This is a genomic window from Rhodococcus sp. ARC_M6 (genome assembly GCF_022810305.1).
In the GTDB taxonomy this organism is placed as follows: domain Bacteria; phylum Actinomycetota; class Actinomycetes; order Mycobacteriales; family Mycobacteriaceae; genus Rhodococcus_F.
In genome coordinates, this window is sequence record NZ_JALGQH010000039.1 from 1 (window position 1) to 25,106 (window position 25,106).

Annotated in this window: 26 protein-coding genes; 18 read left to right on the forward strand and 8 right to left on the reverse strand. The window is 62.4% G+C overall.

All coding sequences use genetic code 11. The features are described 5' to 3' along the window. Positions 1–239 precede the first annotated feature (239 nt). Positions 240–398 (forward strand): hypothetical protein, encoded by a 159-nt coding sequence (locus MTX36_RS26505; protein WP_243622650.1) that lies wholly within the window; start codon positions 240–242, stop codon positions 396–398. Here the strand turns inward: MTX36_RS26505 and MTX36_RS26510 are convergent. The 3 genes from MTX36_RS26510 to MTX36_RS26520 are packed head-to-tail and all read right to left on the reverse strand — an operon-like array spanning position 364 to position 2,587. Beyond that, a complete protein-coding gene (locus tag MTX36_RS26510; protein WP_243622651.1) occupies positions 364–1,368 on the reverse strand; it encodes a tocopherol cyclase family protein in 1,005 nt (334 codons plus the stop codon). The two genes, MTX36_RS26505 and MTX36_RS26510, sit on opposite strands and share 35 nt — an antisense overlap. Further along, positions 1,365–1,757 carry a PaaI family thioesterase gene (locus MTX36_RS26515; protein ID WP_243622652.1) on the reverse strand — a complete coding sequence of 131 codons (393 nt, stop codon included), beginning with the start codon at positions 1,755–1,757 and terminating at the stop codon, positions 1,365–1,367. The genes MTX36_RS26510 and MTX36_RS26515 overlap by 4 nt, the downstream gene beginning before the upstream one ends. A gap of 56 nt (positions 1,758–1,813) precedes the next feature. Continuing rightward, positions 1,814–2,587 (reverse strand): PIG-L family deacetylase, encoded by a 774-nt coding sequence (locus MTX36_RS26520; protein ID WP_243622653.1) that lies wholly within the window; start codon positions 2,585–2,587, stop codon positions 1,814–1,816. A gap of 111 nt (positions 2,588–2,698) precedes the next feature. On the opposite strand from MTX36_RS26520, the gene MTX36_RS26525 reads away from it, so the two are divergent. From MTX36_RS26525 to MTX36_RS26555, 7 genes are all read left to right on the forward strand, one after another. Next, on the forward strand, positions 2,699–3,925 hold the full coding sequence (locus tag MTX36_RS26525; protein WP_243622654.1) for an MFS transporter: 1,227 nt from the start codon (positions 2,699–2,701) through the stop codon (positions 3,923–3,925). Next, on the forward strand, positions 3,871–4,698 hold the full coding sequence (locus MTX36_RS26530) for an alpha/beta fold hydrolase (protein WP_243622655.1): 828 nt from the start codon (positions 3,871–3,873) through the stop codon (positions 4,696–4,698). The genes MTX36_RS26525 and MTX36_RS26530 overlap by 55 nt, the downstream gene beginning before the upstream one ends. A gap of 12 nt (positions 4,699–4,710) precedes the next feature. Next, on the forward strand, positions 4,711–6,069 hold the full coding sequence (gene mshA, locus MTX36_RS26535) for a D-inositol-3-phosphate glycosyltransferase (RefSeq protein WP_243622656.1): 1,359 nt from the start codon (positions 4,711–4,713) through the stop codon (positions 6,067–6,069). Next, on the forward strand, positions 6,066–6,545 hold the full coding sequence (locus MTX36_RS26540; RefSeq protein ID WP_243622657.1) for a YbjN domain-containing protein: 480 nt from the start codon (positions 6,066–6,068) through the stop codon (positions 6,543–6,545). Before mshA ends, MTX36_RS26540 begins: the two co-directional genes overlap by 4 nt. A gap of 136 nt (positions 6,546–6,681) precedes the next feature. Next, positions 6,682–7,437, forward strand: coding sequence for a phosphoglyceromutase (locus MTX36_RS26545; protein ID WP_176459712.1), 756 nt, complete (start codon positions 6,682–6,684; stop codon positions 7,435–7,437). Positions 7,438–7,599: 162 nt separating this feature from the next. Next, positions 7,600–8,832: a cell wall metabolism sensor histidine kinase WalK gene (locus MTX36_RS26550; RefSeq protein ID WP_243622658.1), complete on the forward strand. Its 1,233-nt coding sequence runs from the start codon at positions 7,600–7,602 to the stop codon at positions 8,830–8,832. Next, entirely contained in the window at positions 8,829–9,518 is a 690-nt protein-coding gene (locus MTX36_RS26555) for a response regulator transcription factor (RefSeq protein ID WP_094271719.1), read from the forward strand. The genes MTX36_RS26550 and MTX36_RS26555 overlap by 4 nt, the downstream gene beginning before the upstream one ends. Before the next feature lie 68 nt (positions 9,519–9,586). On the opposite strand, the gene MTX36_RS26560 is transcribed toward MTX36_RS26555, so the two are convergent. Continuing rightward, entirely contained in the window at positions 9,587–10,372 is a 786-nt protein-coding gene (locus MTX36_RS26560; RefSeq protein WP_243622693.1) for a hypothetical protein, read from the reverse strand. Positions 10,373–10,438: 66 nt separating this feature from the next. On the opposite strand from MTX36_RS26560, the gene MTX36_RS26565 reads away from it, so the two are divergent. The 3 genes from MTX36_RS26565 to MTX36_RS26575 are packed head-to-tail and all read left to right on the forward strand — an operon-like array spanning position 10,439 to position 13,345. Continuing rightward, on the forward strand, positions 10,439–11,389 hold the full coding sequence (locus MTX36_RS26565) for a Ppx/GppA phosphatase family protein (protein WP_243622659.1): 951 nt from the start codon (positions 10,439–10,441) through the stop codon (positions 11,387–11,389). Further along, positions 11,389–12,504, forward strand: coding sequence for a hypothetical protein (locus MTX36_RS26570; protein WP_243622660.1), 1,116 nt, complete (start codon positions 11,389–11,391; stop codon positions 12,502–12,504). The genes MTX36_RS26565 and MTX36_RS26570 overlap by 1 nt, the downstream gene beginning before the upstream one ends. A 7-nt stretch (positions 12,505–12,511) precedes the next feature. Then, positions 12,512–13,345 (forward strand): sugar phosphate isomerase/epimerase, encoded by an 834-nt coding sequence (locus MTX36_RS26575; protein WP_243622661.1) that lies wholly within the window; start codon positions 12,512–12,514, stop codon positions 13,343–13,345. A gap of 134 nt (positions 13,346–13,479) precedes the next feature. On the opposite strand, the gene MTX36_RS26580 is transcribed toward MTX36_RS26575, so the two are convergent. From MTX36_RS26580 to MTX36_RS26595, 4 genes are all read right to left on the reverse strand, one after another. Continuing rightward, positions 13,480–14,913, reverse strand: a complete 1,434-nt coding sequence (locus MTX36_RS26580; protein ID WP_243622662.1) for an HAD-IB family hydrolase — start codon at positions 14,911–14,913, stop codon at positions 13,480–13,482. Next, a complete protein-coding gene (locus tag MTX36_RS26585; RefSeq protein WP_243622663.1) occupies positions 14,910–17,213 on the reverse strand; it encodes a glycerol-3-phosphate 1-O-acyltransferase in 2,304 nt (767 codons plus the stop codon). The genes MTX36_RS26580 and MTX36_RS26585 overlap by 4 nt, the downstream gene beginning before the upstream one ends. A gap of 3 nt (positions 17,214–17,216) precedes the next feature. Next, the gene (locus tag MTX36_RS26590; RefSeq protein ID WP_243622664.1) at positions 17,217–18,683 is read right to left on the reverse strand and encodes a wax ester/triacylglycerol synthase domain-containing protein; all 1,467 of its coding nucleotides are present in this window, start codon (positions 18,681–18,683) and stop codon (positions 17,217–17,219) included. 155 nt (positions 18,684–18,838) lie between these two features. After that, positions 18,839–19,456: a TetR/AcrR family transcriptional regulator gene (locus MTX36_RS26595; RefSeq protein ID WP_243622665.1), complete on the reverse strand. Its 618-nt coding sequence runs from the start codon at positions 19,454–19,456 to the stop codon at positions 18,839–18,841. Positions 19,457–19,590: 134 nt separating this feature from the next. On the opposite strand from MTX36_RS26595, the gene MTX36_RS26600 reads away from it, so the two are divergent. The 7 genes from MTX36_RS26600 (at position 19,591) to MTX36_RS26630 (ending at position 25,079) form a co-directional block, all read left to right on the forward strand. Then, positions 19,591–20,226, forward strand: a complete 636-nt coding sequence (locus MTX36_RS26600) for a MerR family transcriptional regulator (RefSeq protein WP_243622666.1) — start codon at positions 19,591–19,593, stop codon at positions 20,224–20,226. A 9-nt stretch (positions 20,227–20,235) separates the two neighbouring features. Further along, positions 20,236–21,081, forward strand: a complete 846-nt coding sequence (locus MTX36_RS26605) for a thioesterase family protein (protein WP_243622667.1) — start codon at positions 20,236–20,238, stop codon at positions 21,079–21,081. A 35-nt stretch (positions 21,082–21,116) separates the two neighbouring features. Beyond that, complete coding sequence (gene proC, locus MTX36_RS26610) at positions 21,117–21,932, forward strand: pyrroline-5-carboxylate reductase (protein ID WP_243622668.1); 816 nt, start codon at positions 21,117–21,119, stop codon at positions 21,930–21,932. A 126-nt stretch (positions 21,933–22,058) separates the two neighbouring features. Then, the gene (locus tag MTX36_RS26615; RefSeq protein WP_243622669.1) at positions 22,059–22,295 is read left to right on the forward strand and encodes a helix-turn-helix domain-containing protein; all 237 of its coding nucleotides are present in this window, start codon (positions 22,059–22,061) and stop codon (positions 22,293–22,295) included. 244 nt (positions 22,296–22,539) lie between these two features. Beyond that, positions 22,540–22,641 (forward strand): 30S ribosomal protein bS22, encoded by a 102-nt coding sequence (locus MTX36_RS26620; protein WP_003402602.1) that lies wholly within the window; start codon positions 22,540–22,542, stop codon positions 22,639–22,641. Positions 22,642–22,899: 258 nt separating this feature from the next. Beyond that, positions 22,900–24,048, forward strand: a complete 1,149-nt coding sequence (locus tag MTX36_RS26625; protein ID WP_374230548.1) for an NAD-dependent epimerase/dehydratase family protein — start codon at positions 22,900–22,902, stop codon at positions 24,046–24,048. After that, positions 24,045–25,079: a lysophospholipid acyltransferase family protein gene (locus MTX36_RS26630; RefSeq protein ID WP_243622671.1), complete on the forward strand. Its 1,035-nt coding sequence runs from the start codon at positions 24,045–24,047 to the stop codon at positions 25,077–25,079. Before MTX36_RS26625 ends, MTX36_RS26630 begins: the two co-directional genes overlap by 4 nt. Positions 25,080–25,106: the final 27 nt, after the last annotated feature.

Below are 25,106 nucleotides of genomic sequence, written 5' to 3' on the forward strand. Positions count from 1 at the left end.
CCGGACGGCCAATCCCCTTCGGCCATCAACAACAGCGACGAAATGCCAGCCATATCCGGCATCCCTGGGCGATCTAAGCCTAGAACTCGAAACCTCGTAGATCACCCTTCTTAAAACGTAAGGACTGGAATACGAACGTGCTTCGACGCTGCTTGCGCCGCAGTTGATGTAGCACCGACTGTTGCGCTCGAGGCCAGTAATCTGGGGATTATCGTCTCGCTCGCCGCACAGGGGTTGGGATGGCTGTTCTTCCCGAATCTGCGGTGGGGCAACTGCATCGAATTGATCTCGAGCCCGAGGCGCGCTCACGACTGGAGTTGGTGTGGCGCGTCGTCGGCGGTAAGAACCCCGCGGCGTCGGCACTTATCGATCTGGCGCGAGTTGCTCCCGCCGAGTGACTTCGGCCTGAGCGCGGTCGAGACCGCCATGTTCGAGCGCAGCCAGGTGAGAAGTGTCGGTCCAGACCAGGGTGCCGCGTTTACGTACCGTCACCGTCATGGTTCCGCCGAGATGCTCGAGTGCTCCGGGAACATTTCGGCGTTCTGCGGGTAGTGGAACCGGAAGGATATGGGCGTCTGAGAGTGGGGCGCTGCCTTCGATCTCGACGCTCCAGGTGCGGTTGCGCCCACGCAATGACCAACGGTCGTCGGAGACAACGGTTTCGACCGGTGACGTAACCGGGTTGCCGAGCCGGAACACAGTTCCGTCGGGTAGTGCCACAACAACTGCTGTGACTTCGGTATGGAATGGTCCGGCACTGATCTGGCCGCCGGCAAACGCGACGCAGGCAGTGGGATCCGTGAATCCCTGAGCCTGGCCCCACCACCAGGATTCGGGGAAACCGCCTTTGCCCCAGTTCTTCTCGCCGTACACGTGTGCTCCGGTGAGATCCCACTCCTGACCGTCCAAGACGGCACTGCCCTCGGCGCGGCCACCGAGAAGCCACGGGTGCCAATACTGATTGAGGGCAGGAACGGACTGGAAGTAGCTCGAACCACCGAAGCGTCGGCGCGGCCAGAATCGTGGCTCGGTAATCCGCACATCCAATTGCGCGTTCCCGAAGTCTGCTTGGACATGATCCGCGCTTCCGCGAAAAGCGTTGTCCGCGTAAGCGCCCAGCGTGTCGGGATCCGTTTCTCCGCTGGGATGCTCGACTGCGCACAGGAATCCGCCGGGATGCGCTCCGACTCCGAGTGTCGACCAGTGGTCGTCGGAGGCCCGATTGATCCCGGCAAGCGCGATCACGACTCGGTTGCTCTCGGGCAGGGTGAATCGCCAGAAGTAGCCCTCCATCGCAACGTCATGCGAAGCAAGGAGATTGCCGTACGGCACGGTGGCGCCGGAGGATCGGTACCCGGGAAGGTTCACGGCCTCAACACAGCCTGCGATGCCGTGACCTGAGCGACCAGACGGCCCTCGTCGTCGCGCAGTTCCGTCACAATCGCGATGGTGCTGCGGCCTGCATGGAGTGGCCGGGCAGTCGCGGTGACAGTGCCCTTGCGGACGCCGCGGGTGAAGACAGTCGAAGAACTGGTGGTGGACGTACCGGCGCCGGCCGGCAGGTTCAGGAATGCACAGACGGCGCCGACGCTGTCTGCCAGCGTCATCAGTGCGCCGCCGTGCATTCCATTGCCCGCGGTGGTGCGGTGGTCATCCCAATCCAGATGCCCGACAACCTGTTCGGGAGCCGCGCTGTCCAGCTCGATTCCGGTATGTACTGCAAACGGCATTGTTGCTACAAGCTGTTCGAGATCCATACCTACCGATGCTAACCAGATACCGAAGCCGATGTGAGGTTTACAAGGGCAACGTCTTACAAAGGCAGTGCAGACTCCGCCAGCCCGGCCGGCGCATTGCGTCGTCGGAACCACTCGGTGCCGAATGCTGCTGTGAGCATTTCCGTGGGCATTTCGAGGAACGGGCCGAAATCACCGACCTGTGTGGCGTGCGCGTACATGGCGGCCCGCTTGGAGCCGATCACCGAACTGACGTCGACAGCCGTCGTGAGCTGTTCGGCCGGTAGCCCGAAGGATTCGATGTCCGGCGGCTGCGCCTCGTCCGTCCATTCCGGGTTGGCCTGCATCAGCATCTTCATGTGATCTCGGTTGGTGGACGCTTCGTAGACGTACGGGGTGCCCGCGAGTTCCGCGGCGCGGATACCGACATAGTGGACCTGAATGTGGTCCGGGTGACCGTAACCGCCGTTGGAGTCGTAAATCGTCAAGATGTCGGCATTTTCTTCGCGAAGCACCTCGGCCAGACGCTCGGCAGCCTCGTCGACGTCGGCATTGCAGAAAGCGTCGGGGTTTTCGTTTTCGGGCGTGCCGACCATCCCGGAATCGGGGTAGTGCAGCGATACGACGCGGCTGGCACCCAGAACGTCGGTAGACGCCTCGAGTTCACGGCTACGACGCTGAGCCAACGTTTCGTGCTCATCGAGCAGTCCGTCGGGATATTCACCCAAGGCGCCGTCGGTGGCAGTGACAACTACGACGCGATGGCCTGCGTCGGCAGCCATTCTCATAACGCCACCGGTAATGAATACTTCGTCATCGGGATGGGCGTGGAACAACACCAGGACACTCATTCGCGCAATCGTAAGGCAAGTTACCGACAGTTCAACCTGAGCGCACACGAAAATCGATTTGTCGAGACGGCCTCGGCTCTGTGAACCTTGATCGGTGTACGAGAAGCAGTCATGACCGAATCCGCTGACAAAAGCCTGATGGGCGCCTATCGCGAGATCTTTGCCGCTCCCGGATCGGTGGCCTTCTCGGCCGCCGGATTCATCGCGCGACTGCCGATCGCGATGATCGGCATCGGCATCGTGACGATGATCTCGCAATTACGTGGCGACTACGCCCTTGCCGGCGCACTGGCTGCGGTGTTCGCGCTCTCGTGCGCCGTGATCGCGCCCGCTGTCTCCCGTGCCGTTGATCGCTTCGGTCAGCGGGCAGTACTGCCGTTGGCCGCTGCGGTCAGTGCCATTTCGATCGGAACCCTGTTGCTCGCCGTCCGATTCGAAGCGCCGGTCTGGCTGCTGTTCGCACTGGTCGTTCCGGCCGGTGCGACCCCGACCATCGGTGCCATGGTCCGAGCGAGGTGGGTGGCAATCTACGCCGGAAAGCCTCAGATGCGCACGGCTTTTGCCTTCGAATCCGTGGTCGACGAACTCTGCTTCGTGGTCGGCCCCGTCGTCTCGGTCGGATTGAGTATCGGCCTCTTTCCCGAGGCCGGACCCTTGGTGGGGCTGATCCTGCTGGTCGTCGGCACGCTCCTGCTGGTGGCGCAACGATCGACGGAACCCAAGATTCATCCGCGTCGACCGGGCCGTGGCCGTTCGGTACTCGCGAACCCGGCAATGTGGATTCTCATCACCGTGATGGTGATGCTGGGGACCATCTTCGGCGTCATCGACGTGGGTGCCATCGCATTCACCAAGGAACAGAACTCGCCGGGCTCCGCGACAGTCCTCCTCGCGCTGTTTGCCGGTGGATCGGGACTCGTGGGCCTGATTTTCGGCTCCATGCACCCGCGGAGATCCCTGCGCGGACAACTGATGATCGCTTCGGCGGCCGTCACGATTCTGAGCGTCCCACTCTTGCTCGTCGGCAATGTTGCGGCCCTGGCCGGTGCCTACGTACTGGCCGGCGCCACCATCGCGCCGACGCTCATCATCGCCACGGCCCTCGTCGAGCAGATCGTTCCACCCGAGAAACTCACCGAAGGTATGACGCTCACCGTCACCGGACTCGGTGTGGGCGTGGCGTTCGGATCGGCCCTGGCCGGGCAGTTGATCGACCGGTACGGCGTCCATTCCGCGTACCTGCTTGCCGTCGGTGCCGCTGTCACAGCCTCTATCGTGACGGCATGTCTATTCGTGAAGCCGTCAGCGTCGACGGCACGTCCATCGTCTATCGAGTAACCGGAAATCCTGATGCGTCGCCTCTCGTGTTGCTACACGGCTGGGCGCAGTCCTCGCAGTGCTGGGGCGAGCAGGTCCTGAGCGATCTGGCGTCGAGGTACCGGCTGATCGCCGTCGATCTCCGTGGACACGGCTACTCCGACGCCCCGGAAGCCGGCTACGACGAGTCCGCGAACTGGGCCGGCGACGTTGCCGCAATCCTGGAGGCCGAGGGCATCACCGAGAACGCCGTACTTCTCGGTTGGTCGTACGGCGGACTGGTGATCTGCGACTACCTGGCCGCGCATGGCACCGGCGCGGTTGCCGGAGCCGTTCTGGTCGGCGCGATCACCAGCATCGGACGCGGCGAGAAGGGCGGCAAGGTCGGATCGGCGATGCGCAGCGCAGTCCCCGGCGCGATGTCCGAAGATCCCCGCGAGGCGATCCGCGCGCTCGGTGCTTTCGGCAATGCGCTCACCGGACCCCCGGAAGGTAAGGGAGCTCAATCGCAGGCTCTGTTCGGTGCGAGTCTCGAGACACGCCCGCGCGTGCGCGCCGCACTGTTCAACCGTGCCGTCGGTCACGACGACCTGCTCCGCGACCTCGACATCCCGGTCCTCGTCCTGCACGGCACCGAGGACTCCGTCGTCGACGTGAGCGCAGGTAAGCACGCCGAGGAACTCATTCCGAAGGCCCAGGCGTCGTACTGGGAAGGGTGCAATCACGGGCCGTTCGTCGAAGATCCCAGTCGATTCGTGTCGGAAGTGAGCGACTTCATCACCGGCCTCGGTTAGAACTAGAACCCGGTGAGGGGGCACTATGGAACCGTGACTCCCACGCACACTTCGCGCCCTCGCCGGGTGGCCGTTCTCTCGGTCCACACCTCGCCCTTGGCGCAACCAGGCACCGGTGATGCCGGTGGGATGAACGTCTACGTCCTGCAAACCGCGATTCAGCTCGCAAAACGTGGCGTCGAGGTCGAGATTTTCACTCGCGCGACGTCGTCCGCCGACGCCCCCGTCGTCGACGCTGCACCGGGGGTTCGGGTGCGCAACATCGCCGCTGGGCCGTTCGAAGGCCTCGACAAAGCGGATCTGCCGACGCAACTCTGCGCATTCGTCGCCGGTGTTCTGCGTGAGGAAGCGCGTCACGAACCCGGCTATTACAGCCTGATCCATTCGCATTACTGGTTGTCCGGTCAGGTCGGCTGGCTGGCTCGCGACCGTTGGGGTGTGCCACTCGTCCACACCGCGCACACACTCGCCGCGGTCAAGAACCTGTCGATGGCCGAGGGTGATACTCCCGAACCGGCGGCTCGTCAGATCGGTGAGCAACAGGTGGTTGCCGAGTCCGATCGACTGGTCGCGAACACCACCGACGAAGCCAAGGCGCTCCACGAGTACTACGGAGCCGACCCGACGCGTATCGACGTCGTCGCCCCGGGAGCGGACCTGACTCGCTATCGACCGGGTAACCGCGATCAGGCTCGTGCGTCGTTGGGATTGAACCCGAACGAAGTGATCGTGACATTTGTCGGACGCATCCAACCGCTCAAGGCCCCCGACGTACTGCTGCGTGCAGCGGCCGAGGTCATTGGTCGTCAGCCGGGACTGCCGCTGCGCATCCTGGTGGTGGGCGGACCCTCCGGAACCGGGATGGCTCGACCGGACGTGTTGATCGAACTCGCGCGTAGCCTCGGCATCACGGCGCAGGTGACCTTCATGCCGCCGCAGGCGCCGGAGCGGCTGGTCGACGTGTACCGGGCGTCGGATCTTGTTGCAGTGCCTAGCTATTCGGAGTCCTTCGGCCTGGTCGCCATCGAGGCGCAAGCGTGTGGAACGCCGGTGATCGCAGCCGACGTCGGAGGTTTGGGTGTTGCCGTGCGCAACGGTGAGACCGGGTTGTTGGTGCAAGGGCACAAGACCGAGGACTGGGCCGGCGCCCTCGAATCCTTGGTCACCGAGCCGGCTCGACTGGCGGCCCTTGCGCAGCAAGCGCCCCGTCACGCCGAGGATTTCTCGTGGGAACACACCGCCGACGGATTGCTCGAGAGCTACCGCAAAGCCGGCATCAACTACAACAACGGAACCGGTCCCAGTGACTTCTCGCCTCGCCGTGCGCGGGGCCTGTGGCGCTTGCGACGGACCGGGGGAGTGCGTACATGAGCAGCATTTCGGACACGATCGAGCAGGCACTCACCGAGCGCGAACTCGAATTCACCAAGCGCGACGACGCCCATTTCATCGTCGAACTTCCCGGTGAGCACAAGCTCAAGACGTCGACGCTGCTGACCGTCGGCAACCACGGTGTCCGCGTCGAGGCGTTTGTCTGCCGCAAGGTCGACGAGAACTTCGAGGGCGTCTACAAGTTCCTGCTCAAGCGGAACCGTCGCCTGTACGGGGTGGCGTACACCCTCGACAAGGTCGGGGACATCTATCTCGTCGGCAAGATCTCCGAGCATGCCGTGACCGCCGACGAACTCGATCGCGTCCTGGGCCAGGTTCTCGAGGCAGCCGACGGCGATTTCAATGTCATTCTCGAACTCGGCTTCTTCTCGTCCATCAAGCGTGAGTGGGCGTGGCGCGTGTCGCGTGGCGAGTCACTGGCGAACCTGCAGCCGTTCAAGCACCTCATCGAATAGTTCACCCGAGCCTGAGCGCACACAAGGTGTACGCGAATGCGTTTTCCCGCGAATCGCGCGGACTTGTGTGCAGAAATACCCACGTGCGTACCGCAGAGCCAAGGTGGTCGGCGCTCTCGGATGCGCTCGTGCCAGGATTGACGGCATGACTATCGGAACCCTGGTCCTGCTCCGCCACGGCGAGAGCGAATGGAATGCACTCAATCTGTTCACCGGCTGGGTGGACGTCCACCTGACCGACAAGGGCATGGCCGAAGGTAAGCGCGCCGGCGAACTGCTCGCCGAGCACGATCTCCTTCCCGACGTTCTCTACACCTCGCTGCTGCGCCGTGCGATCAGCACCGCCAACATCGCGCTCGACGCCGCTGATCGCCACTGGATTCCCGTCGTCCGCGACTGGCGCCTCAACGAGCGCCACTACGGCGCTCTGCAGGGCAAGGACAAGGCGCAGACCAAAGAGGAATACGGCAACGAGCAGTTCATGCTGTGGCGTCGTAGCTACGACACCCCGCCGCCCGCTATCGAAGCCGGCAGCGAATACAGCCAGGACGCAGATCCTCGCTACGCGGACATCGGTGAGGTCCCGCTGACCGAATGCCTGCTCGACGTCGTCAAGCGACTCATCCCGTACTGGGAAGACACGATCTCGAAGGACCTGCTCGCCGGCAAGAACGTGCTCGTCACCGCGCACGGCAACTCGCTGCGCGCTTTGGTCAAGCACCTTGACGGAATTTCCGACGAGGACATTGCCGGTCTCAACATCCCGACGGGGATTCCGCTGCGATACGACCTGGACGAGAACCTGAAGCCGCTCAACCGCGGTGGCACGTACCTCGATCCTGCCGCCGCCGCAGCAGGCGCTGCCGCAGTCGCGAATCAGGGCGCGAAGTAGTCCTGACATGGTGACCTCCGAAACCCCTCGAACAGTGAGTTCGGGGGGTTTCGGCCAACAGAAGATGAACAGCACGCCAACGCAGTCCACCGGGCGGATTACGTGGGTGGAAATGCCCGAACCCGCCGTAACCAACCCGTCGCTCGAACGTACGATTGCGCCGTGAGTGTCGCAACGGGAGTGCTGCTGGTCGTGATCGGCGGCTTGGTCGGTTACCTCGTCGGGGGTGTGCTGATTCCGCGGTTGAACTCACGCCACAAACAACGAGTTGCCGAGCAGACCGGGTTGACCATGTCGCAGGTCCTGGACTTGATCGTGTTGGCTTCGGAGAGCGGCATCGCCGTTGTCGACGGTTTCCACGACGTGGTGCTGTTCAACCCCCGAGCCGAAGAACTTGGCCTCGTCAAGAATCGCCTGGTCGAGGAGCGGGCCTGGCAGGCCGCGCAGAAGGTGCTCGAGACCGGTCAACCCGTCGAGTTGGATCTGACCGCAAAAACCGTTCAACGTGGCCGCGAACGGATCGCAGTGCGCGGCACAGCGCGTTTGCTCAGCAAGGACGACCGCAATTTTGTGGTCCTTTTTGCCGACGACGACTCCGAGCAGGTCCGGATGGAAGCGACCCGACGCGATTTTGTCGCCAACGTCAGTCACGAACTCAAGACTCCGGTCGGCGCCATGAGCCTGCTGGCCGAGGCGTTGCTGGAATCGGCAGACGATCCGGAATCGGTGCGGCACTTCGGCGAACGAGTGCACAGTGAATCGATTCGGCTGGGCAAGATGGTCACCGAACTGATCGCTCTCTCGCGTCTGCAGGGAGCAGAAAAGCTTCCCGATCTCGATGTCGTCGATGTGGATACCGTTGTGTCCGAAGCGCTGTCGCGATCGAGGCTCTCGGCGGAGGCGGCCGGAATTACCGTCACCACCGACCATCCCAGTGGACTCGAAGTGCTCGGCGATCAGACGCTGCTCGTGACAGCACTGTCCAATCTCATCGAGAATGCGATTGCATACTCGCCCAAGGGTTCTCCAGTCTCCGTGAGTAGGTCGGTGCGCGGCGACAACGTCGCCGTTGCCGTCACCGACCGCGGGGAAGGAATCGCGAAAGCCGACCAGGAACGCGTATTCGAGCGATTCTTTCGCGTCGACAAAGCGCGTTCACGCCAGACCGGCGGTACCGGTCTCGGGCTCGCGATCGTCAAACACGTTGCAGCCAACCACAACGGCTCCATCGATTTATGGAGCAAACCAGGAACCGGATCTACCTTCACGATGCAGATTCCAGCGCATGTGGAAGAAGACGACATCGACTCTGACGATTCGGGAACCACTGGTTCCGTGCGGATCGGCAGACGAGACCCAGGCAGTAAAGATCAAGGCATGGAGGCCAAACGATGACGAGTGTGCTGATCGTGGAAGACGAGGAGTCGTTGGCGGATCCGCTGGCGTTCCTGCTCCGCAAGGAAGGCTTCGAGACGACCATCGTCACCGACGGACCGTCGGCGCTGGCGGAATTCGACCGCAGTGGCGCGGATATCGTCCTGCTGGACCTCATGCTGCCCGGCATGAGCGGCACCGACGTGTGCAAGGCGCTGCGCACCCGTTCGGGTGTCCCGGTCATCATGGTGACCGCACGCGACAGTGAGATCGACAAGGTTGTCGGCCTGGAACTCGGCGCGGACGACTATGTGACCAAACCGTATTCGGCTCGCGAACTGATCGCCCGTATCCGCGCGGTGCTGCGACGCGGCGCCGAGAACGAGGCTGATCTGGCGTCGGACAACGGTGTACTCGAAGCCGGACCGGTCCGGATGGATGTCGAGCGTCATGTGGTCCAGGTGAGTGGAAATCCGGTCACGTTGCCGCTCAAGGAATTCGACCTGCTCGAATACCTGCTCCGCAATTCCGGTCGGGTGCTCACCCGCGGTCAGTTGATCGACCGAGTCTGGGGAGCGGACTACGTCGGGGACACGAAAACCCTTGACGTACATGTGAAGCGGTTGCGATCGAAGATCGAATCCGATCCGGCCAAGCCGGAACACCTCGTCACCGTTCGCGGCTTGGGATACAAGCTCGAAGGCTGACCCGCATTACAAAATTCGGCCGCCCACGCAACTGCGTGGGCGGCCGAATTATTTTTTGAACTTGTCGATCAGTGCTGAGCGTTGTTCTGAGCGATTGTCGTCGCCGGATGGACTGCGATAAGCCCCAACCCCGCACGACGCCTACAGAGGCGCGACAGCTCGTCGTAAACGGCCTTGCCGAGCATCTCCGTCAACTCGGGACCGTACGACTGCCACACCTGCTTCTGGCCGACATGGGCGTCGGGCGAGCCTGAGCAGTACCAGGAAAGCTCGTCGCCGCCCTCACCCCAACCCCGACGGTCGTATTCGGTGATGGTGGTTTTGAGGATCTGGACTCCGTCCGCGCGGTCCACCCAGTCCTGGGTACGACGGATCGGGAGTTGCCAGCACACGTCCGGCTTCACTTCGAGGGGCTCGATGCCCTTCTTCAGCGCCATCGAGTGCAACGCGCAACCGGGACCGCCCGCAAAATCCGGTCGGTTCAGGAAAATGCACGCACCCTTGTAGCGGCGAGTTCGGAGCGCCGGCTCGTCCTCGAGATCGTCTTCCTCGACGTATCCCTTCTTGCCGAGACCCTTCTCCATGAACTGCCAGTCGTCAGCTGTGAGCATTTTCACTGACGCATCTAGCTTGTCCTGATCCTCCTGATCGGAGAGGAAGGCGCCGTGCGAGCAGCATCCGTCGTCCGGGCGGTCGCTGAGAATGCCCTGGCACGCCGGCGTGCCGAACACGCAGGTCCAATGCGAGAGAAGCCAGGTCATATCTGCGGAAATGAGGTGCTCGGAGTTGTCGGGGTCGACAAATTCGACCCACTCGCGAGGGAAGTCGAGGTCGACCTCGGGGCTAGGAGTCATCTTGTGGGACCGGTCTGGGTTACCTGCTGTCACAAGGGCAGACCGTAGACCCAGTACCGTGGCGATGTGCGACTAGGGGTACTCGACGTCGGAAGCAATACCGTCCATCTATTGGTTGTGGACGCCCATCGCGGCGGCCACCCCACACCCATGAGCTCCACCAAGTCCACCTTGCGGCTGGCGGAGAACACGGACGACCGCGGAGACATCACGGTTTCCGGAGCTGATCGCCTCGTCTCGACGGTGGCGGAATTTGCTGGAATCGCCAAGATGTCCGGGTGCGAGGAGATGATGGCGTTTGCGACCTCCGCCGTGCGTGACGCCAACAACTCCGAAGCCGTCCTCGCCCGGGTCCGCGAAGAAACCGGCGTCCGGCTCGAGGTTCTCTCCGGCGTCGACGAAGCCCGATTGACCTTCCTCGCGGTTCGCCGTTGGTACGGCTGGAGCGCCGGACGCATCCTCAATCTGGACATCGGTGGAGGTTCTCTCGAACTCACAGCCGGCGGCGACGAAGATCCGGATGTTGCGTTCTCACTGCAGCTCGGTGCCGGACGGTTGACCCGCGACTGGCTCCAAGCCGACCCGCCCGGCAAGCGTCGCGTCGCCGTACTGCGCGACTGGCTGGATGCAGAACTTCTCGGACCAGCAAAGGAGCTCCGCGCAGCGGGGGATTGGGACCGGACCGTCGGCACTTCGAAGACCTTCCGCTCACTCGCGCGACTCACCGGAGCAGCGCCGTCGGCAGCCGGGCCGCGCGCCAAACGGACCCTGACGGCCAGCGGACTCAGGCAACTCATAGCCTTCATATCCAGGATGACGGCGTCGGACCGTGCAGAATTGGAAGGAGTGAGTGCGGATCGGTCACAGCAGATTGTGGCCGGCGCGCTCATCGCGGAAGCAACCATGCGGGCGCTCGGAGTGGACGAACTCGAAATTTGTCCGTGGGCATTACGCGAAGGTCTGATTCTGCGAAAGCTCGACACAGAAATGGGCGGTGAATTGGTGGTGAGTGCTTGATGACCGAGGACAGTCAGCAGATTTCCGTAGCGGAACTGCTCAAGCGGAACGGTCAGACGGTCGAATCCCGAGGTGGGCGTCGACGCCGCGGTGTTGCCGGCGGCATCTCCGTAGCTGAACTGACCGGTGAGATACCGATCGTTCGGCCAGCCGCTTCCCGTTCGGCCGCTGAGCCCGACGCTGTTGAGGAACCGAAAGCTGTCACGGAACCGGAAGCCGCCGTCGAGACGAAGCCTGTCGAGGCTAAGCCCGCTGCGGCTAAGCCTGTCGAGACCAAGCCGGTCGAGACCAAGCCGGTCGAGACCAAGCCTGATGTGGCCAAGCCCGTCGAGCAGTCCGTCGACGAGACCCAGATCGATCTCCACAAGCCCGTCTCCAAGAGCGTGCCGGGTCAGTGGGTGAGCCGGACGCCGGCGAAGCAACCGGCCGCGCCGGCCAAGTCGATACCGGCCGCGCCGGCCAAGTCGATACCGGCCGGGCCGGCCAAATCGATACCCGTCGCTCCTGCCCGGGTGACGCAGGAGCCCGCATTGCTGTCGGGCCAGACGTTGGCCGGTGACCTCATGCGTCAAGAGCGTGAGGTCGCTCAGAACGCGCAGAGTCCGGCTATGCGAGCGCCTATCCTGCCTCCCCGAGTGGCTCCGGCTGCCCCGACTGCTCCATCCGTGGACGTCAGCACGGAGTTGATGGACAAGGTGACGGACAAGGTCGATGCGGATCCCGCAGAGACTGCCGCCGTTGATATGACGGGTGTGCTGGGTTCTTCGACGGAGAACCGGGTGGCGGACGCGGCGGCTGCACTGGTGGATGCACCAACCGAGGACGCGGAAACAGCAGAATCCGATAATCGCAGTTCCATCCGCGAATGGGCGATGCTGGGCGGGCAGGTTGTTGTTGCTCTCATCATCGGCGGCGCGATGTTCAAGGGCTTCGAGAAGCTGTGGGACATGCTCCCGTGGGTTGCGTTGGTGCTTGCGCTGATCGTGATCGTCGGCCTGGTTGCCGTTGTTCGCGTTCTGCGGAAAACCGATGACATCACCAGCTTCGTGATCGCGGTGGTTGTCGGCATGATCGTGACGTTGGGTCCGCTGGCGTTCTTGCTGACTTCAGGTTGATTTGCCGATGATTGCTGTGGGCTTGTCGACGGCTTCGGTGTATCCCGAGAACACCGAAGCTGCGTTTCGCTATGCGGCTGAATTGGGTTACGACGGTATCGAGTTGATGGTGTGGGCGGAGTCCGTCAGCCAGGACATCGGTGCCGTTGCAGCATTGGTACGTAAGTACCAGATTCCGGTGCAGGCGATTCACGCACCGTGCCTGCTGATTTCGCAGCGGGTGTGGGGCGCCGATCCGATCGAAAAACTCGAGCGTTCGGTACGCACCGCGGAATCGTTGGGCGCTGCCACAGTGGTCGTGCATCCGCCGTTCCGTTGGCAGCGGAAGTACGCCGACGGTTTTCCGGATCAGGTGGCAGAACTCGAATCACGAAGCAGCATCGTCGTGGCAGTCGAGAACATGTTTCCGATGCGCGCCGACAGCTTCTTCGGCGGCAAGGACAAATCGGCAGAGCGGCTTCGTAAGCGCGGCGGCCCGGGTGCCGCGTTGTCGGCTTTCAGCCCGTCGTACGATCCCACCGATTCCGATCATGCGCACTACACACTGGATTTGTCCCACACCGCAACTGCGGGAATGGATGCTTTTGCGCTTGCGGCAAGAATGGGTTCCGGACTTCAGCATCTGCACCTGGCGGACGGTCGGGGAGCCTCGATGGACGAGCACTTGATTCCGGGGCACGGTTCGCAGCCGTGCGCCGAACTGTGCCAACATCTTGTCGCCACCGGGTTTACCGGTCAAGCAGTCATCGAGATCAATACGCAGAACGCTCGGACCCGACGCGAGAGGTCGTCGATGTTGGCGCAGGCCCTCGCGTTTGCACGCGAGCATCTTGCACACTGACCAAGCATAAGCATGTCTGACTTGATCGGGTAGAGGAATTCGCGACCACGCACGATTATCGCGCGCAGTGCCCGCTAACTGATCGTGAAAAGGGTTTCACCACAGCCTCTTCCGGCTGTGGTGAAACCACCGACTCAGCGGTGTCCGGCGGCTAACGTAGCCTCGAACTTCGCTCGGACTTCCTCGATGCGAGTATCGAGATCCTCGAGCTTCCAGTCCGCGGTGGAGATGGGATCGAGAACCGAGACGTAGACCGGACCCGGATGTGCGACAAGAGAATTGCGCCACATACGCTCGCCGGCATTGTGAATTACGACCGGCACGATGGGAACACCGGCTTGCATCGCCATATGGAAGGCACCCTTCTTGAAAGCCCCCAGTTTGGGTGTGGGGGAGCGGGTTCCCTCCGGTGCGATGACTATGGAGACGCCGCTCTTGAGCTTGTCGACGACGGGCTGCAGTGCGGCCTTTGCCTTGTCCGTGTTGGTTCGATCGATGTACGCCACGTCCAGCAACGCCCCGATCGGTATGAACCGTGGGTCGTTTGCTGCTTCCTTCTTGGCTACTCCGGTCACGTCGCGTTTGATGACGGTGCCCAGAACCAGCATGTCCAACGAGCTTTGATGGTTGAACATGAAGACTGCGGGACGCTGATCCCACACGTTGTGCTCACCGTCGATTTCGACGTCGATGCCGAGCAGTGACAGCGAGATGTCCGGGCCGTAGGTGCCGACGAGGTTGGCTCCCAGTTGCCGGTTACCCGTGACCAATCCGGCCGACGCTCCTACCACGGCGGTAGCGGCGAGGGCGCCCATCGCGGTGGCGGTACGGATCGTGGAGATCGGGGTCGCGCCGCGCTGCGGTTTACGCAACGTAACGCTGGGCCAACCATTGAGCCGGGCAGTTTTGGCCAGTGACCGATCGGGATTGAGCGCAACCGGCCGGCCGACGGCTTCGAGCATCGGAACATCTTCGGCGCCATTGGAATAGGCAAAAGCATCTCTCAAGGCTGCGCCACGTTTTTCGGCATACTCGGCGAGTGCGTTTGCCTTGGCCGGACCCCACAGCGCCGGCGTCGTCAGTTCTCCGGTGAGCATCCCGTCAATCACTTCGGGTTGGGTGCACAGGACATCTTCGATATCGAGATCTTCGGCGACGTTGCGTGCCTGGAACGGTGTGGCGGACGTTGCCATCACGATGGTGTGACCGGCCTTGCGATGCGCTGCTAGTAGTCCGCGCGCATCGGGGTAGATCATTGCCGCAATTTCCTGCTTGAAGAGCCGATTTCCCCAATCGTTCAATTCTTCTTCGGTGCGGCCGGCCAGCGCGCGGACGCCGATGTCCATCAGGGCGCCGACGTCGGCACCCCGGAACTGGGTGTCGATGGCGGCACCGGTGGTGCGCAGCAGCTCGCCGACGCTGATGTCCAAGCGTCGCAGTCGATCCCGGTAGACAACGCTGGCGGAGTACCCGCTGATGAGGGTGCCGTCCAGGTCGAATGCCGCGATGGTGTCAGGTCCGGGTGGCGCCGCGGCAATCGCGGCGTGCAGACGTTCGAGTCCGGTCACAGTCCTGCTTCCTCGTCAAGATTGATGTTCTCGGCCGCATCGGGTTTTTCGAATGCCTCGAGTCGAGCGTGGGCGAGGCGTCGGATATGGCGCAATCGCTCGACCTGTACCCGAATTTCCTCGGCAAAGGCTGCCCGGCGCGCCGTCACATCGTTGTCGTCGGCTTCGACGAGATTGCGATTGCGTGCCAAATTCAGTGCAGTGGCAAACAATTCACCGGATACGGATTCACTACTGGCGATTTGCTGGCGCAACCGTCGTTCGTGGGCAACGTCGATGCAGGTTCGGGTGAAACTTTTTTCGTCGAAAGACTTCGAGACCGGCGTCAGGACCAACTGATCGGCCACCACCTGGTATGCCTCGAGGAACGGTTGGAGTACCCGCGGCGCGAGGTACGGCCGAATCTCTTTCACGATCTGCGAGGTACGGTCCGGGTCTGCGGTGATCGAATCCCAATTTGGGTCGATCAAGTGCAGTTCGGTGCGCATCTCTTGTTCGAAGGTATCCCGGTCGCTGAAGAAGAACTCGAACTTCATCAAGTCGCGAATTCGTTTGGCCTCGTTCCAGCCGTCGAGGATGGGGTCGGCGGACTTCTTCTCCGCCATCGCCTGCAGGACCAGTTCTGCGATTGCCCGGACAACAAGAAAGTGAATGGTGTTGTTGCGGTAGAACGCCGCGACCAGACCCTGATCTTTGCCCAGGTAGAAGACCTTCTCGCCGCCCTTGTCGAAGTGCATCAGCACTCCGGAGTCGACATGCGTCTGCAGTGCCTTTTCGATGACGTGCGGATCGTCGAGTTCGACGTCGCCGGCCAGCGGAAGGTTGCGCGCTGTGATGTATCGGAAGAGCGGTTCGAGAATGGCGGTGAGTTCGGCGACGGTGAGCGCGCGGTCCTCGATGCCGAGGAACGCGAGCATCGCGAGGGAGGAGACCGTCACCGGAGTCACCTCGTTGATGCGGTGGCACACCTCGATCGCGGCCTTCTGAATTGCCAGGCGCTGGTCCGGTTCCTGACTGAGTGCATCAGCGAGGGAGAGTGGGCGTCCGATCGACACGTGTGCGACGCCGTTTCTTTTGCCCTGCGCGCGCACGTAGCCGACCATCCAGCGCAAACCTTCGGGCTTCTTCTCGGCCCCGAGCGCTTCGGCGGCCATTGCTCCGACTTCGTAGAGTTGGTCGTAGCTCAGTGCGACAGGTACGAGGTAGACATCGGAAGCACCACTGACCTGAAATGCCTTGGCCAGGTAGGTCATCAGCCCGAAGCGTGGCGGACGAAGTTTCCCGGTACGCCCGCGGCCACCTTCGATGTACCACTCGAGATTGAAGCGTTTGGTGAGCAGGTAGCGCATATACTCGTGCATCGACCACTTGTAGACTTCGTCGTCCCCGATGGTACGACGGATGAAGACCGTGCCGCTGCGCTTGAGGATCGAACCCATCGGCCAGAAGCTGATGTTGAGACCACCCAGGACATGGTTGAGTGGAAGTCCGTTCTTGATGAGTGCCGGGCGTAGCACCAGAGGATCGAGGTAGGAGCGGTGGCTGGGGAGGAACACGAGTGAATGTTCCTTGTTGAGTTCGCGCAGTTCTTCGAATCTACTGGTGTCGACGTCGATGGTGTAGGCGCGAGAGAAGTAGCGACCCAAGCGATCCCACACGGCGATGGCCTCGCGAGTCTGGGTCGCGACCATTTCGTGCAGCGATTCGCGGGCACGCCGATCCACCTCGGAGACGGCGATTCCGAGGCGGTCGGCCAAAGCCATTGTCTCAGTGGTGAACCGGCGGGTATCGGTGATTTCGTCGACGACGAACCGCGACACCTTGTACTGGTTGCCGATCAATCCGAGTTCGGTTCGTTCGAGAGCCAAGGCGGCCTGGCGGCGAATGAACTCGGGCAGTGATCCACTGCCGCTCTCGTCGAGGCGTCGAGCCAGGTCGCTGAGCGGTGCCGGTTCTCCTTCGATGACCTGGCACCGCGAAGGATCGGTGCGCAGCGTGCGGCGTTGCGCACTGCGGCCGGGATGTAGCGGGTCACGTGGTGCCAGCGCATTCCGAACGCGTCGGACGACGTTCTGTTCGGTCTGAGTGTCCGGCAACCACACGACTCGGAGGGGTGTGAGCATCGGATCGTCGGTTCGACGGGCGAGATCGGCGAGGGTGCGGTCCGTGATGGCGACGGTTGTCGCCGGCTTCGTGGTTCCCTGGGCCTTGTCAGCGAGCCATTTTCGAAGCACACCGGCTTCCGCTTCGGTCATGGTTTCCGTCAGGTAGACCTGTGGGCGGATTGCACTGGTAGCCATGGCTCACACACCTTCCGTAACGGTTCCGAGTGCCACTATCTCGTCGAGGCTTTCCTGCACACATTCCATGAACAGTGCGGGTTTCGTGACGGCTGCGGTGTCGAGGTTGATTCCGATGCAGCACACTCCGACGTGCGAGACGAGTGTTGCCATGACGGCGCAACCCGGGGCAGGACCGAACGGGAACATCCGCTCGATCTTCGCTCCGGCCAGGTAGACCGGAACCGGAACGCCGGCAACGTTGCTCGCCTGCAGGTCGAGTCCGGTCGACTGGGACAGGTACCAGCTGGCGAGGAGTTGATTCGGGAGACGTGCCAGGATCGGCGCCGCCACGTCGAGGGCGTCGAGGGCAGGTTCTTCACGAAGGTTCAGGACGATTTCGCGGACTTGCCGGATCCGCTTGGCCGGGTCGGTTTCGGAGATCGGCCCGCTGAAGCGCACGGCGGCAAACCTGTTGCCGCCGGACGGATCCGAACCGCTGCGCATACTTACCGGCATGCCCATCGGGATGCTGTTCACCGACTGCCCGAATGCGTCGTGGTACCGACGGAATCCGCCGAGTAGCGCAGCGACATAGGCGTCGTTGAGGGAACCTCCGGCCGCCTTGGCGCCCGCTTTGAGTTCGGGCACACCAACTTCCAATGTCCCGAACCAGCGGCCGAGTCCGCGTTCGCGGAGCAGTGGTGACCCGGACCGGGCCGGCGGTGTGACAATTCTGCGGAGCGAATTGGCGTAACCCAGGACCTCGGTGGCGGTGTCGATCGGTTGAGTGATGGCGGTGGCCGCGACGCTCGCGGCGCCGCGAACGAGCTTGGCCACTCGGGACGGGGCGCGTCGGATGTCGCCCGCCACCTCTTCGCCGAAAGCACCGAATGAGGACAATCGCTCTGCGGGCGGCGGAGTGCGGTCCGGCTTGTCGGGGGTGTGGTCGCGGCGTCGACTGTGCAGAAGCGTCATCATCTGGATGCCGCCCATGCCGTCGGTGATGGAGTGGTGGGTCTTGACGACGAAGACTGCGCGACCGTCGTCGAGACCTTCGATGAGTAGCGCACTCCACGGCGGACGAGCCTTGTCGAAAGGCTCGGTGGCCAGGTGCCGGCACATCCGCAGCGCGTGATCGAAATCTGCGGGTGCGGGCAGGCGCACGCGTCGAAGGTGGTACCCGATGTCGAACTCGGGATCCACCGACCAGACCGGATTGCCGAGCTGCAGGGCAGGTTCGACAGCGCGCATGCGGATGCGCGGGACGATGTGCGACGCCCATTCGAGTGCTTCGGTCAGGCGGTCCCAGTCGGGAGCGTGGTCGAGGACTTCAACTGCGACGATCGGCGAACGCAACTGCGGCTGCGCTTCTTCCATCCGCCACATCCCGGTCTCGAAATCGGACATCGTCCGGTTCGCGCCCCACGCGACCGCGGAGAGGTCGACGTCGACCGCACTAGGAGGAACAAATGGATTGTTGTCGGCCATGCTTCAAGAACTCCCTCGGTCTTCGGGTCCACCCCGTCGTTCTGTGTCTAAGTGTGGACCCGCGACCCGGGGTGCGTCCCGGTTTCGGTGTCAGCGAAGCGCTGTGACATTCACCTAAACGGTCAAATGGGATGGTTGCCCGTTACATCGAGGTGCTAATTGGAAAGTGCGACAGCCTTCAAGGCGATCTCGCGATAGAGAACACTGACTTCGGTGGGCGTCTGGGGTCCGTCGGGTCGGAACCAGAGGACCACTGACTGGCACATGCCCAAGAGAGCTCGGACGGTGCCGGCGATGTCGGTCGCGACGAACTCACCTCGGGTTACACCCGCGGTCAACACGTCGGCGAGAAGATTCTCGAGGTGTTTCCGCTTGGCGGCGTAGACTTTTCGCTCCTCGTCCTCGAGGTAGCGCAGTTCGGAATCCAAGAATGCGATGTCCGCCCGACTGGTCATGTGGAGCACGCACGCTTCGACGAGGTTGCCGAACTGATCGGTCGGGGACGGGCCTGCTGCGTCGACCGCTGCGCGGGCTCGGGTGGTGACTTCTTCGATTCCGGTCATCATCAATGCCACGAGGATGCCCTGTTTGTTTCCGTGGTGGTAGTACAACGTGGGAACCGTGACACCGGCGCGTTTGGCAATGTCGCGGACGGAGGCGCCGTGGTATCCGAACTCGTGGAAGACCTCCAGGGCAGCGCTGAGCAGGGGCGTCAACGTCAGGGGTTCGACAGTGCGCCAGGTGTCCGACGGTGAATTTACTTCTGTTGCCATGTTGCCCGTGAACTCCGCTCGACTTCTCTTCATAGTGTTCGCTAGAACGTCCGAGCGTAGTGCACCCCAGGGTGTGGATTCGGCACAGCACAGTAGTTGGATAGTATCGGTATCTAATTTGTGATGGGAGCGCGATGAAAATTTCCGAACTGTCGGCACGATCCGGCGTCGCACTGCCCACCGTGAAGTACTACCTGCGTGAGGGCTTGTTGATGCCCGGCGAGCCCACCAGTGCAACAGGTGCTCGGTACGGTAGCGAGCACATCCGTCGGCTCGGACTGATCAGGGCGCTCTCCGGGGCCGGACTGGCCATTCCACGGATTCGGGCGGTATTACGACTGATCGAGGCGACCGAGTACTCGGAGTTCGAGACGTTCGGTCGGGCGATTGCGCAACTGCCTCCGTATGTCGACGTTGCTCCGGACGCCGAATTCCCCCGAGCGAAGAAGGTTCTGGATTTTCTGGGTCAGGTGTACGAGCCGAGGTACGTCGGCGTCGCCCACCTGGAACAAGCGCTGATCGGACTCGAGGATGCGGGACTGACTCTGTCGGAAACTCGCTTGCGGGCGTACGGCGAACACATCCGGGCGATCGCCGAGGTGGAAATCGAGTTGATGCCGACCGCGTCGACAGAAGAAGGAACATCGACCGAAGAAGCAATTAGATATGCCGTTCTCGGCACCGCGATGTACGAGCCGGTCCTGATGGCTCTGCGGCGGTTGGCTCACCAAGATCTTGCAGCAGTTAAACACTCTCACCACATCGAATGAGGAAAATTGATGAGCACCAGCCCTTTTCGTGACCTGAACCGTCTGACATCACTTGGCGACGGCCGCTTCGGCGCCACCATCGATCCCATCTGGACTATCGGTCCGAAGGTTCACGGTGGGTCGATGATGGCCGTCTGTGCAGCCGCAGCCCGGCAAGCCTTGCGAGACGCCTCCGGCGAGAGTGAGGGCGTTCTTGCAATGCAGCCCCTCGCAGTCAGCGCGAACTACCTCGCGGCGCCCGACCCCGGCGACGTCGACTTGGTCGTGACAATCCAGAAGCTGGGGCGTCAGGTTGCCTTGGTGGACGTCGAATTGAGTCAAGTGGGGCGCGTAGCTGTTCGTGCCGCCGTCACACTTGGATTGCCCGACGGCAACGATCCGACTTTCGTGACCTCCTCGTCGATCGACGACATGCCCGCGGAACCGTCGGAGGCCGCCGTTGCCGTCGTCGGCGAGCATCCGATGGCACAGATCGTGCACGTCGGTCAGGGTTGTGACATGCGCATCGATACGACATCCGCGCACTTCCTCACCGGCAGCCAAGGTGAGCCCGAGGTGCGGATGTGGGTGCGGCCACGGCCCGCGGACGAAGCAGACGTCGACACCGCTGTGTTGTTCGCGATCATGACCGGAGACATCAGTGCCCCGGTGACGATGAACCGCGGACTGTTCGGGTGGGCACCGACCGTGCAGTTGACCACCTACCTGCGGCGACTGCCCGCTCCCGGTTGGCTGCGTGTGCGCGCACGTTCGGATGTTCTGGGAAGCACGTGGTTCGAGGAGGACCACGACGTCCTCGATTCCACCGGCGCAGTCGTCGTACAGAGTCGGCAACTCGCCATGATGCCCCGGTAGGGACGTCCGTTTCAGGCGTGGCAGGCTTGTCGACCATGACAAGAATTGCGATTATCGGTGGCGGCAAGATCGGCGAGGCGCTGATCTCCGGGCTCTTGCAGGCCGGCCACGCGATCAGGGATCTGGTTGTCGCCGAGCAGTATCAGCCGCGTGCCGAAGAATTGATCGCCGAGTACTCCATCCGGGTCAGCACCATCGCGGATGCCGCGGAAGGTGCCGACGTCATCGTCGTTGCGGTCAAGCCGAACGACGTCGAGTCGGCACTGACCGAACTCGCCAAGATCGATCTCGACGGTGACCTCGAGCAGTTGATCGTCTCGCTCGCGGCGGGAATCCCGACCGGGTTCTACGAAACGCGCCTGCCCGCAGGTTTTCCGGTGGTTCGTGTCATGCCGAACACGCCGATGTTGGTCGGTGAGGGCGTGAGCGTCTTGGCGCCGGGTCGCCATGTCAAGGCCGAGCACCTGGAATTGGTGCGGGGAATTCTGGGTAGCGTCGGCAAGGTCGTCACTGTTCCCGAATCCCAGATCGATGCTGTGACGGCGGTGTCGGGTTCCGGCCCCGCATACTTCTTCCTCGTTGCCGAAGCGATGATCGACGCCGGTGTCGGCCTCGGACTCACGCGCGCAGTGGCGACGGAATTGGTGGTCCAGACCATGGTCGGCTCGGCTGCGATGCTCGATCGCACCGGGGATAGTGCTGCAGAGCTTCGTGCTGCCGTCACATCGCCTGGTGGAACGACGGCTGCTGCTGTCCGGCAGCTGGAAGCCGGTGGTCTCCGAACCGCGTTCTTCGAGGCACTCGACGCCGCGAAGACACGTTCCGCAGCGATGGGTGTAACTGCCGAATAGTCGCCCGTTACGCCACACCCGTCGCTTTAACCCCACTAGTACAGCTAAGCTCGGGTTAGTACGTACGTGTCTGTTCCGCCGGAGGGGAAGCCGGCGGCGCGAGTCGTACTGGAGGTATGTGGATTTATGGTGTCTACAAACAAGTCGTCCATGGGTTCGTCCCACGACGGAAAGCCGGCTGTGGCCGGCACACAATTCCTCACTGTTGCCGAAGTGGCAACTTTGATGAGGGTGTCGAAAATGACCGTGTACCGGTTGGTGCACAGTGGCGAGTTGCCTGCTGTTCGAGTGGGCCGTTCGTTCCGTGTGCATGCGAAAGCGGTACACGACTATCTCGAAACCTCGTACTTCGATGCCGGCTGACCAGGCGGTTCGAAGAGGATGAGCTCGGCGTAGGCCGAGTCACGGGCACAGCGGTAGCTGTGCCGGAGGCTCGGTTTATGTCGGGTGACCCCACACCGGTACGATGAGCAACTGTCGTACCAGCAAGCTGGTGTCGTAAGGCGCTGAGCTAGTTAAAACGAGGGCCAGGCGCCAGTTGCTTGGCGCAGGCGTACGTGACCGGCGTGCGCAGGAACGCTATAGAAGAACGTGAGGGACACCCGCTATGGGTTCAGTGATCAAGAAGCGTCGCAAGCGCATGTCCAAGAAGAAGCACCGCAAGTTGCTTCGTCGTACCCGAGTGCAGCGCAGGAAACTCGGTAAATAAGCAGTATTTTTCAGTACGCATCGATGCCCGTCACCCCATTTTCGGGGTGGCGGGCATTGATGTATTGGGGGGATTTTCGCGAACCGTCTCACTAGGTGGACGGTATGTCTTGAATGCGCGCGATGCGGGTAATCAGCGCAAGTCCTCGACTGGCCGTAAAGTGGGGACCACTTGTCGCGAAGGTGTTTCGGGAATGCGTGTTTGTCCTGGATATGGGGGTACTTGGTGGTAGATCGTGACATAACAACAAGCGACAATGTGGCCGAAAAAACGGCCGATGAAACGAAGTCGAACAGCACTGTTCCCCGGGTTGTTCTTGTGACGGGGGCAAGCCGATTCCTCGGCGGCTACCTGGTGCGCCGGCTGGCGCAGAATCCCGAAATCGAGCGTGTGATCGCCGTCGACTCGGTCAGCCCGAGCAAGGACATGCTCCGCCGAATGGGCCGCGCCGAATTTGTGCGCGCCGACATCCGCAACCCCCTCATCGGCAAGGTCGTCCGCGGCGCCGAAGTCGACACTGTCGTGCATGCGTCGACGCTGCAGAAGGCCCCCAAATCAGGCTCTCGCGCCGCGATGAAAGACATGAACGTCATCGGAGCGATGCAGCTGTTCGCGGTCTGCCAGAAAGCTCCCAGCGTCCGTAAAGTCGTGCTCCGATCTGCATCGGTTGTCTACGGCTGCAGCGCCAAGGACCCGGTCAAGTTCACCGAGGAGATGAGCGCGCGTCGTCGTCCGCCGGGTGGATATGCACGCGACAGCCTCGAAATCGAGGGATATCTGCGAGGCATGGGGCGCCGTCGACCCGATATCGACGTGGGAATTCTGCGGCTCGCTCCGCTGATCGGCCCCCAACTCACGGCCACGGTCGGACACTACGTGAGTGCGCCGGTGGTGCCGACGATTGTCGGGCGCGATGCCAGACTGCAGTTGCTTCACGTGGAAGACGCGTTGGCCGCACTCGAATGCGCCACGGTCTCGGCGGTGGCCGGGACATACAACATCGCCGCTGACGGCGTCGTGATGATGTCGCAGGCCATTCGGCGGGCCGGACGCATTCAAGTCCCCATGCCGCTGGCGCTGTTCCGTAGTGCCGGCAGCGCGCTGGTGGGTTCGGCGATGCGGTTGTACACGGACGAACAACTCGAATACTTCCGATTCGGCTGTGGTCTCGACACCACGCGAATGCGGACCGAGATGGGTTTCTCGCCCAGATGGACAACGATGCAGGCTTTGGACGACTTTGTCCGGGCCACGCAGACGCGGCGGATCATCGGTTCCGGCTGGATCGATCGCGCCGAGCAGACGTTGACTGCAATCGTCGGCGGCAACGCGGTATCTTCCCCGGGATCGCAGAACGCCGACGTCCTGTCGATGCCGGATACCGGCACTGGTGTGGTGGAGCGATGAGCGACGTGGCCAAGGTAATTCCGCTGCGACCGCACGGCGGTCGAAGCGATTCAGCGCGTACGCGAACACGTGAATCCGTCACCGGCACCGAACGAATGGTGCGGGAGCAGAGTGAACGTCGACATCCGTCCAGTTCGTCGTTGCCTCCGCACACCTCTGCCGAGGGCTCCTTCATCGACTCCGCACGATCGAGCTTGGTCGATCAGATCGCTTCGGCGGCAGAGTTCTTACGGCGTCGAGTAGCCGGTGACTACGAGGTCGACGAGTTCGGATTCGATCCGCATTTTGCGGACAATATCGTGATGCCGATGCTGAGGCCGCTGTTCGAGAAGTGGTTCCGCGTCGAGGTGAGCGGTATCGAGAACATCCCACTCACGGGTGGCGCCCTGGTAGTTGCGAATCATGCGGGCGTGATCCCACTCGACGGATTGATGACGTCGGTTGCCGTGCACGATCATCATCCGGCGCACCGACCGCTGCGAATGTTGGCTGCGGACATGGCATTCGAGATGCCGGTGGTCGGTGGGCTTGCACGCAAGGCCGGGCACACACTGGCCTGCAACCCCGATGCCGAGCGGCTATTGAGCGAGGGCGAAGTGGCGGCAGTGTTCCCCGAAGGATTCAAGGGAATCGGTAAACCGTTCAGCGAGCGGTACAAGTTGCAGAGGTTCGGACGCGGTGGCTTCGTCTCGGCTGCCATGCGCTCCGGAGCGCCGATCATTCCGTGCTCGATTGTCGGATCCGAAGAGATCTACCCCAAGATCGGTGACCTGACGACACTCGCGCGAGTGCTGGGCCTTCCGTATTTTCCGGTCACCCCATTGTTTCCACATCTGGGACCGCTCGGCCTGGTTCCGTTGCCGTCGAAGTGGCACATCGAGTTCGGAACCCCGATCGTCACCGACACGTACGGCCCAGGCGCAGAAGAGGATCCGATGGTTCTCTTCGAAGTGACCGACCACGTACGAGAGACAATCCAGCAGACGCTCTACCGGTTGTTGGCCAAGCGTCGCAACATCTTCCTCGGCTGAAGTTGACGTCCGGATCGGCAGTCGCCG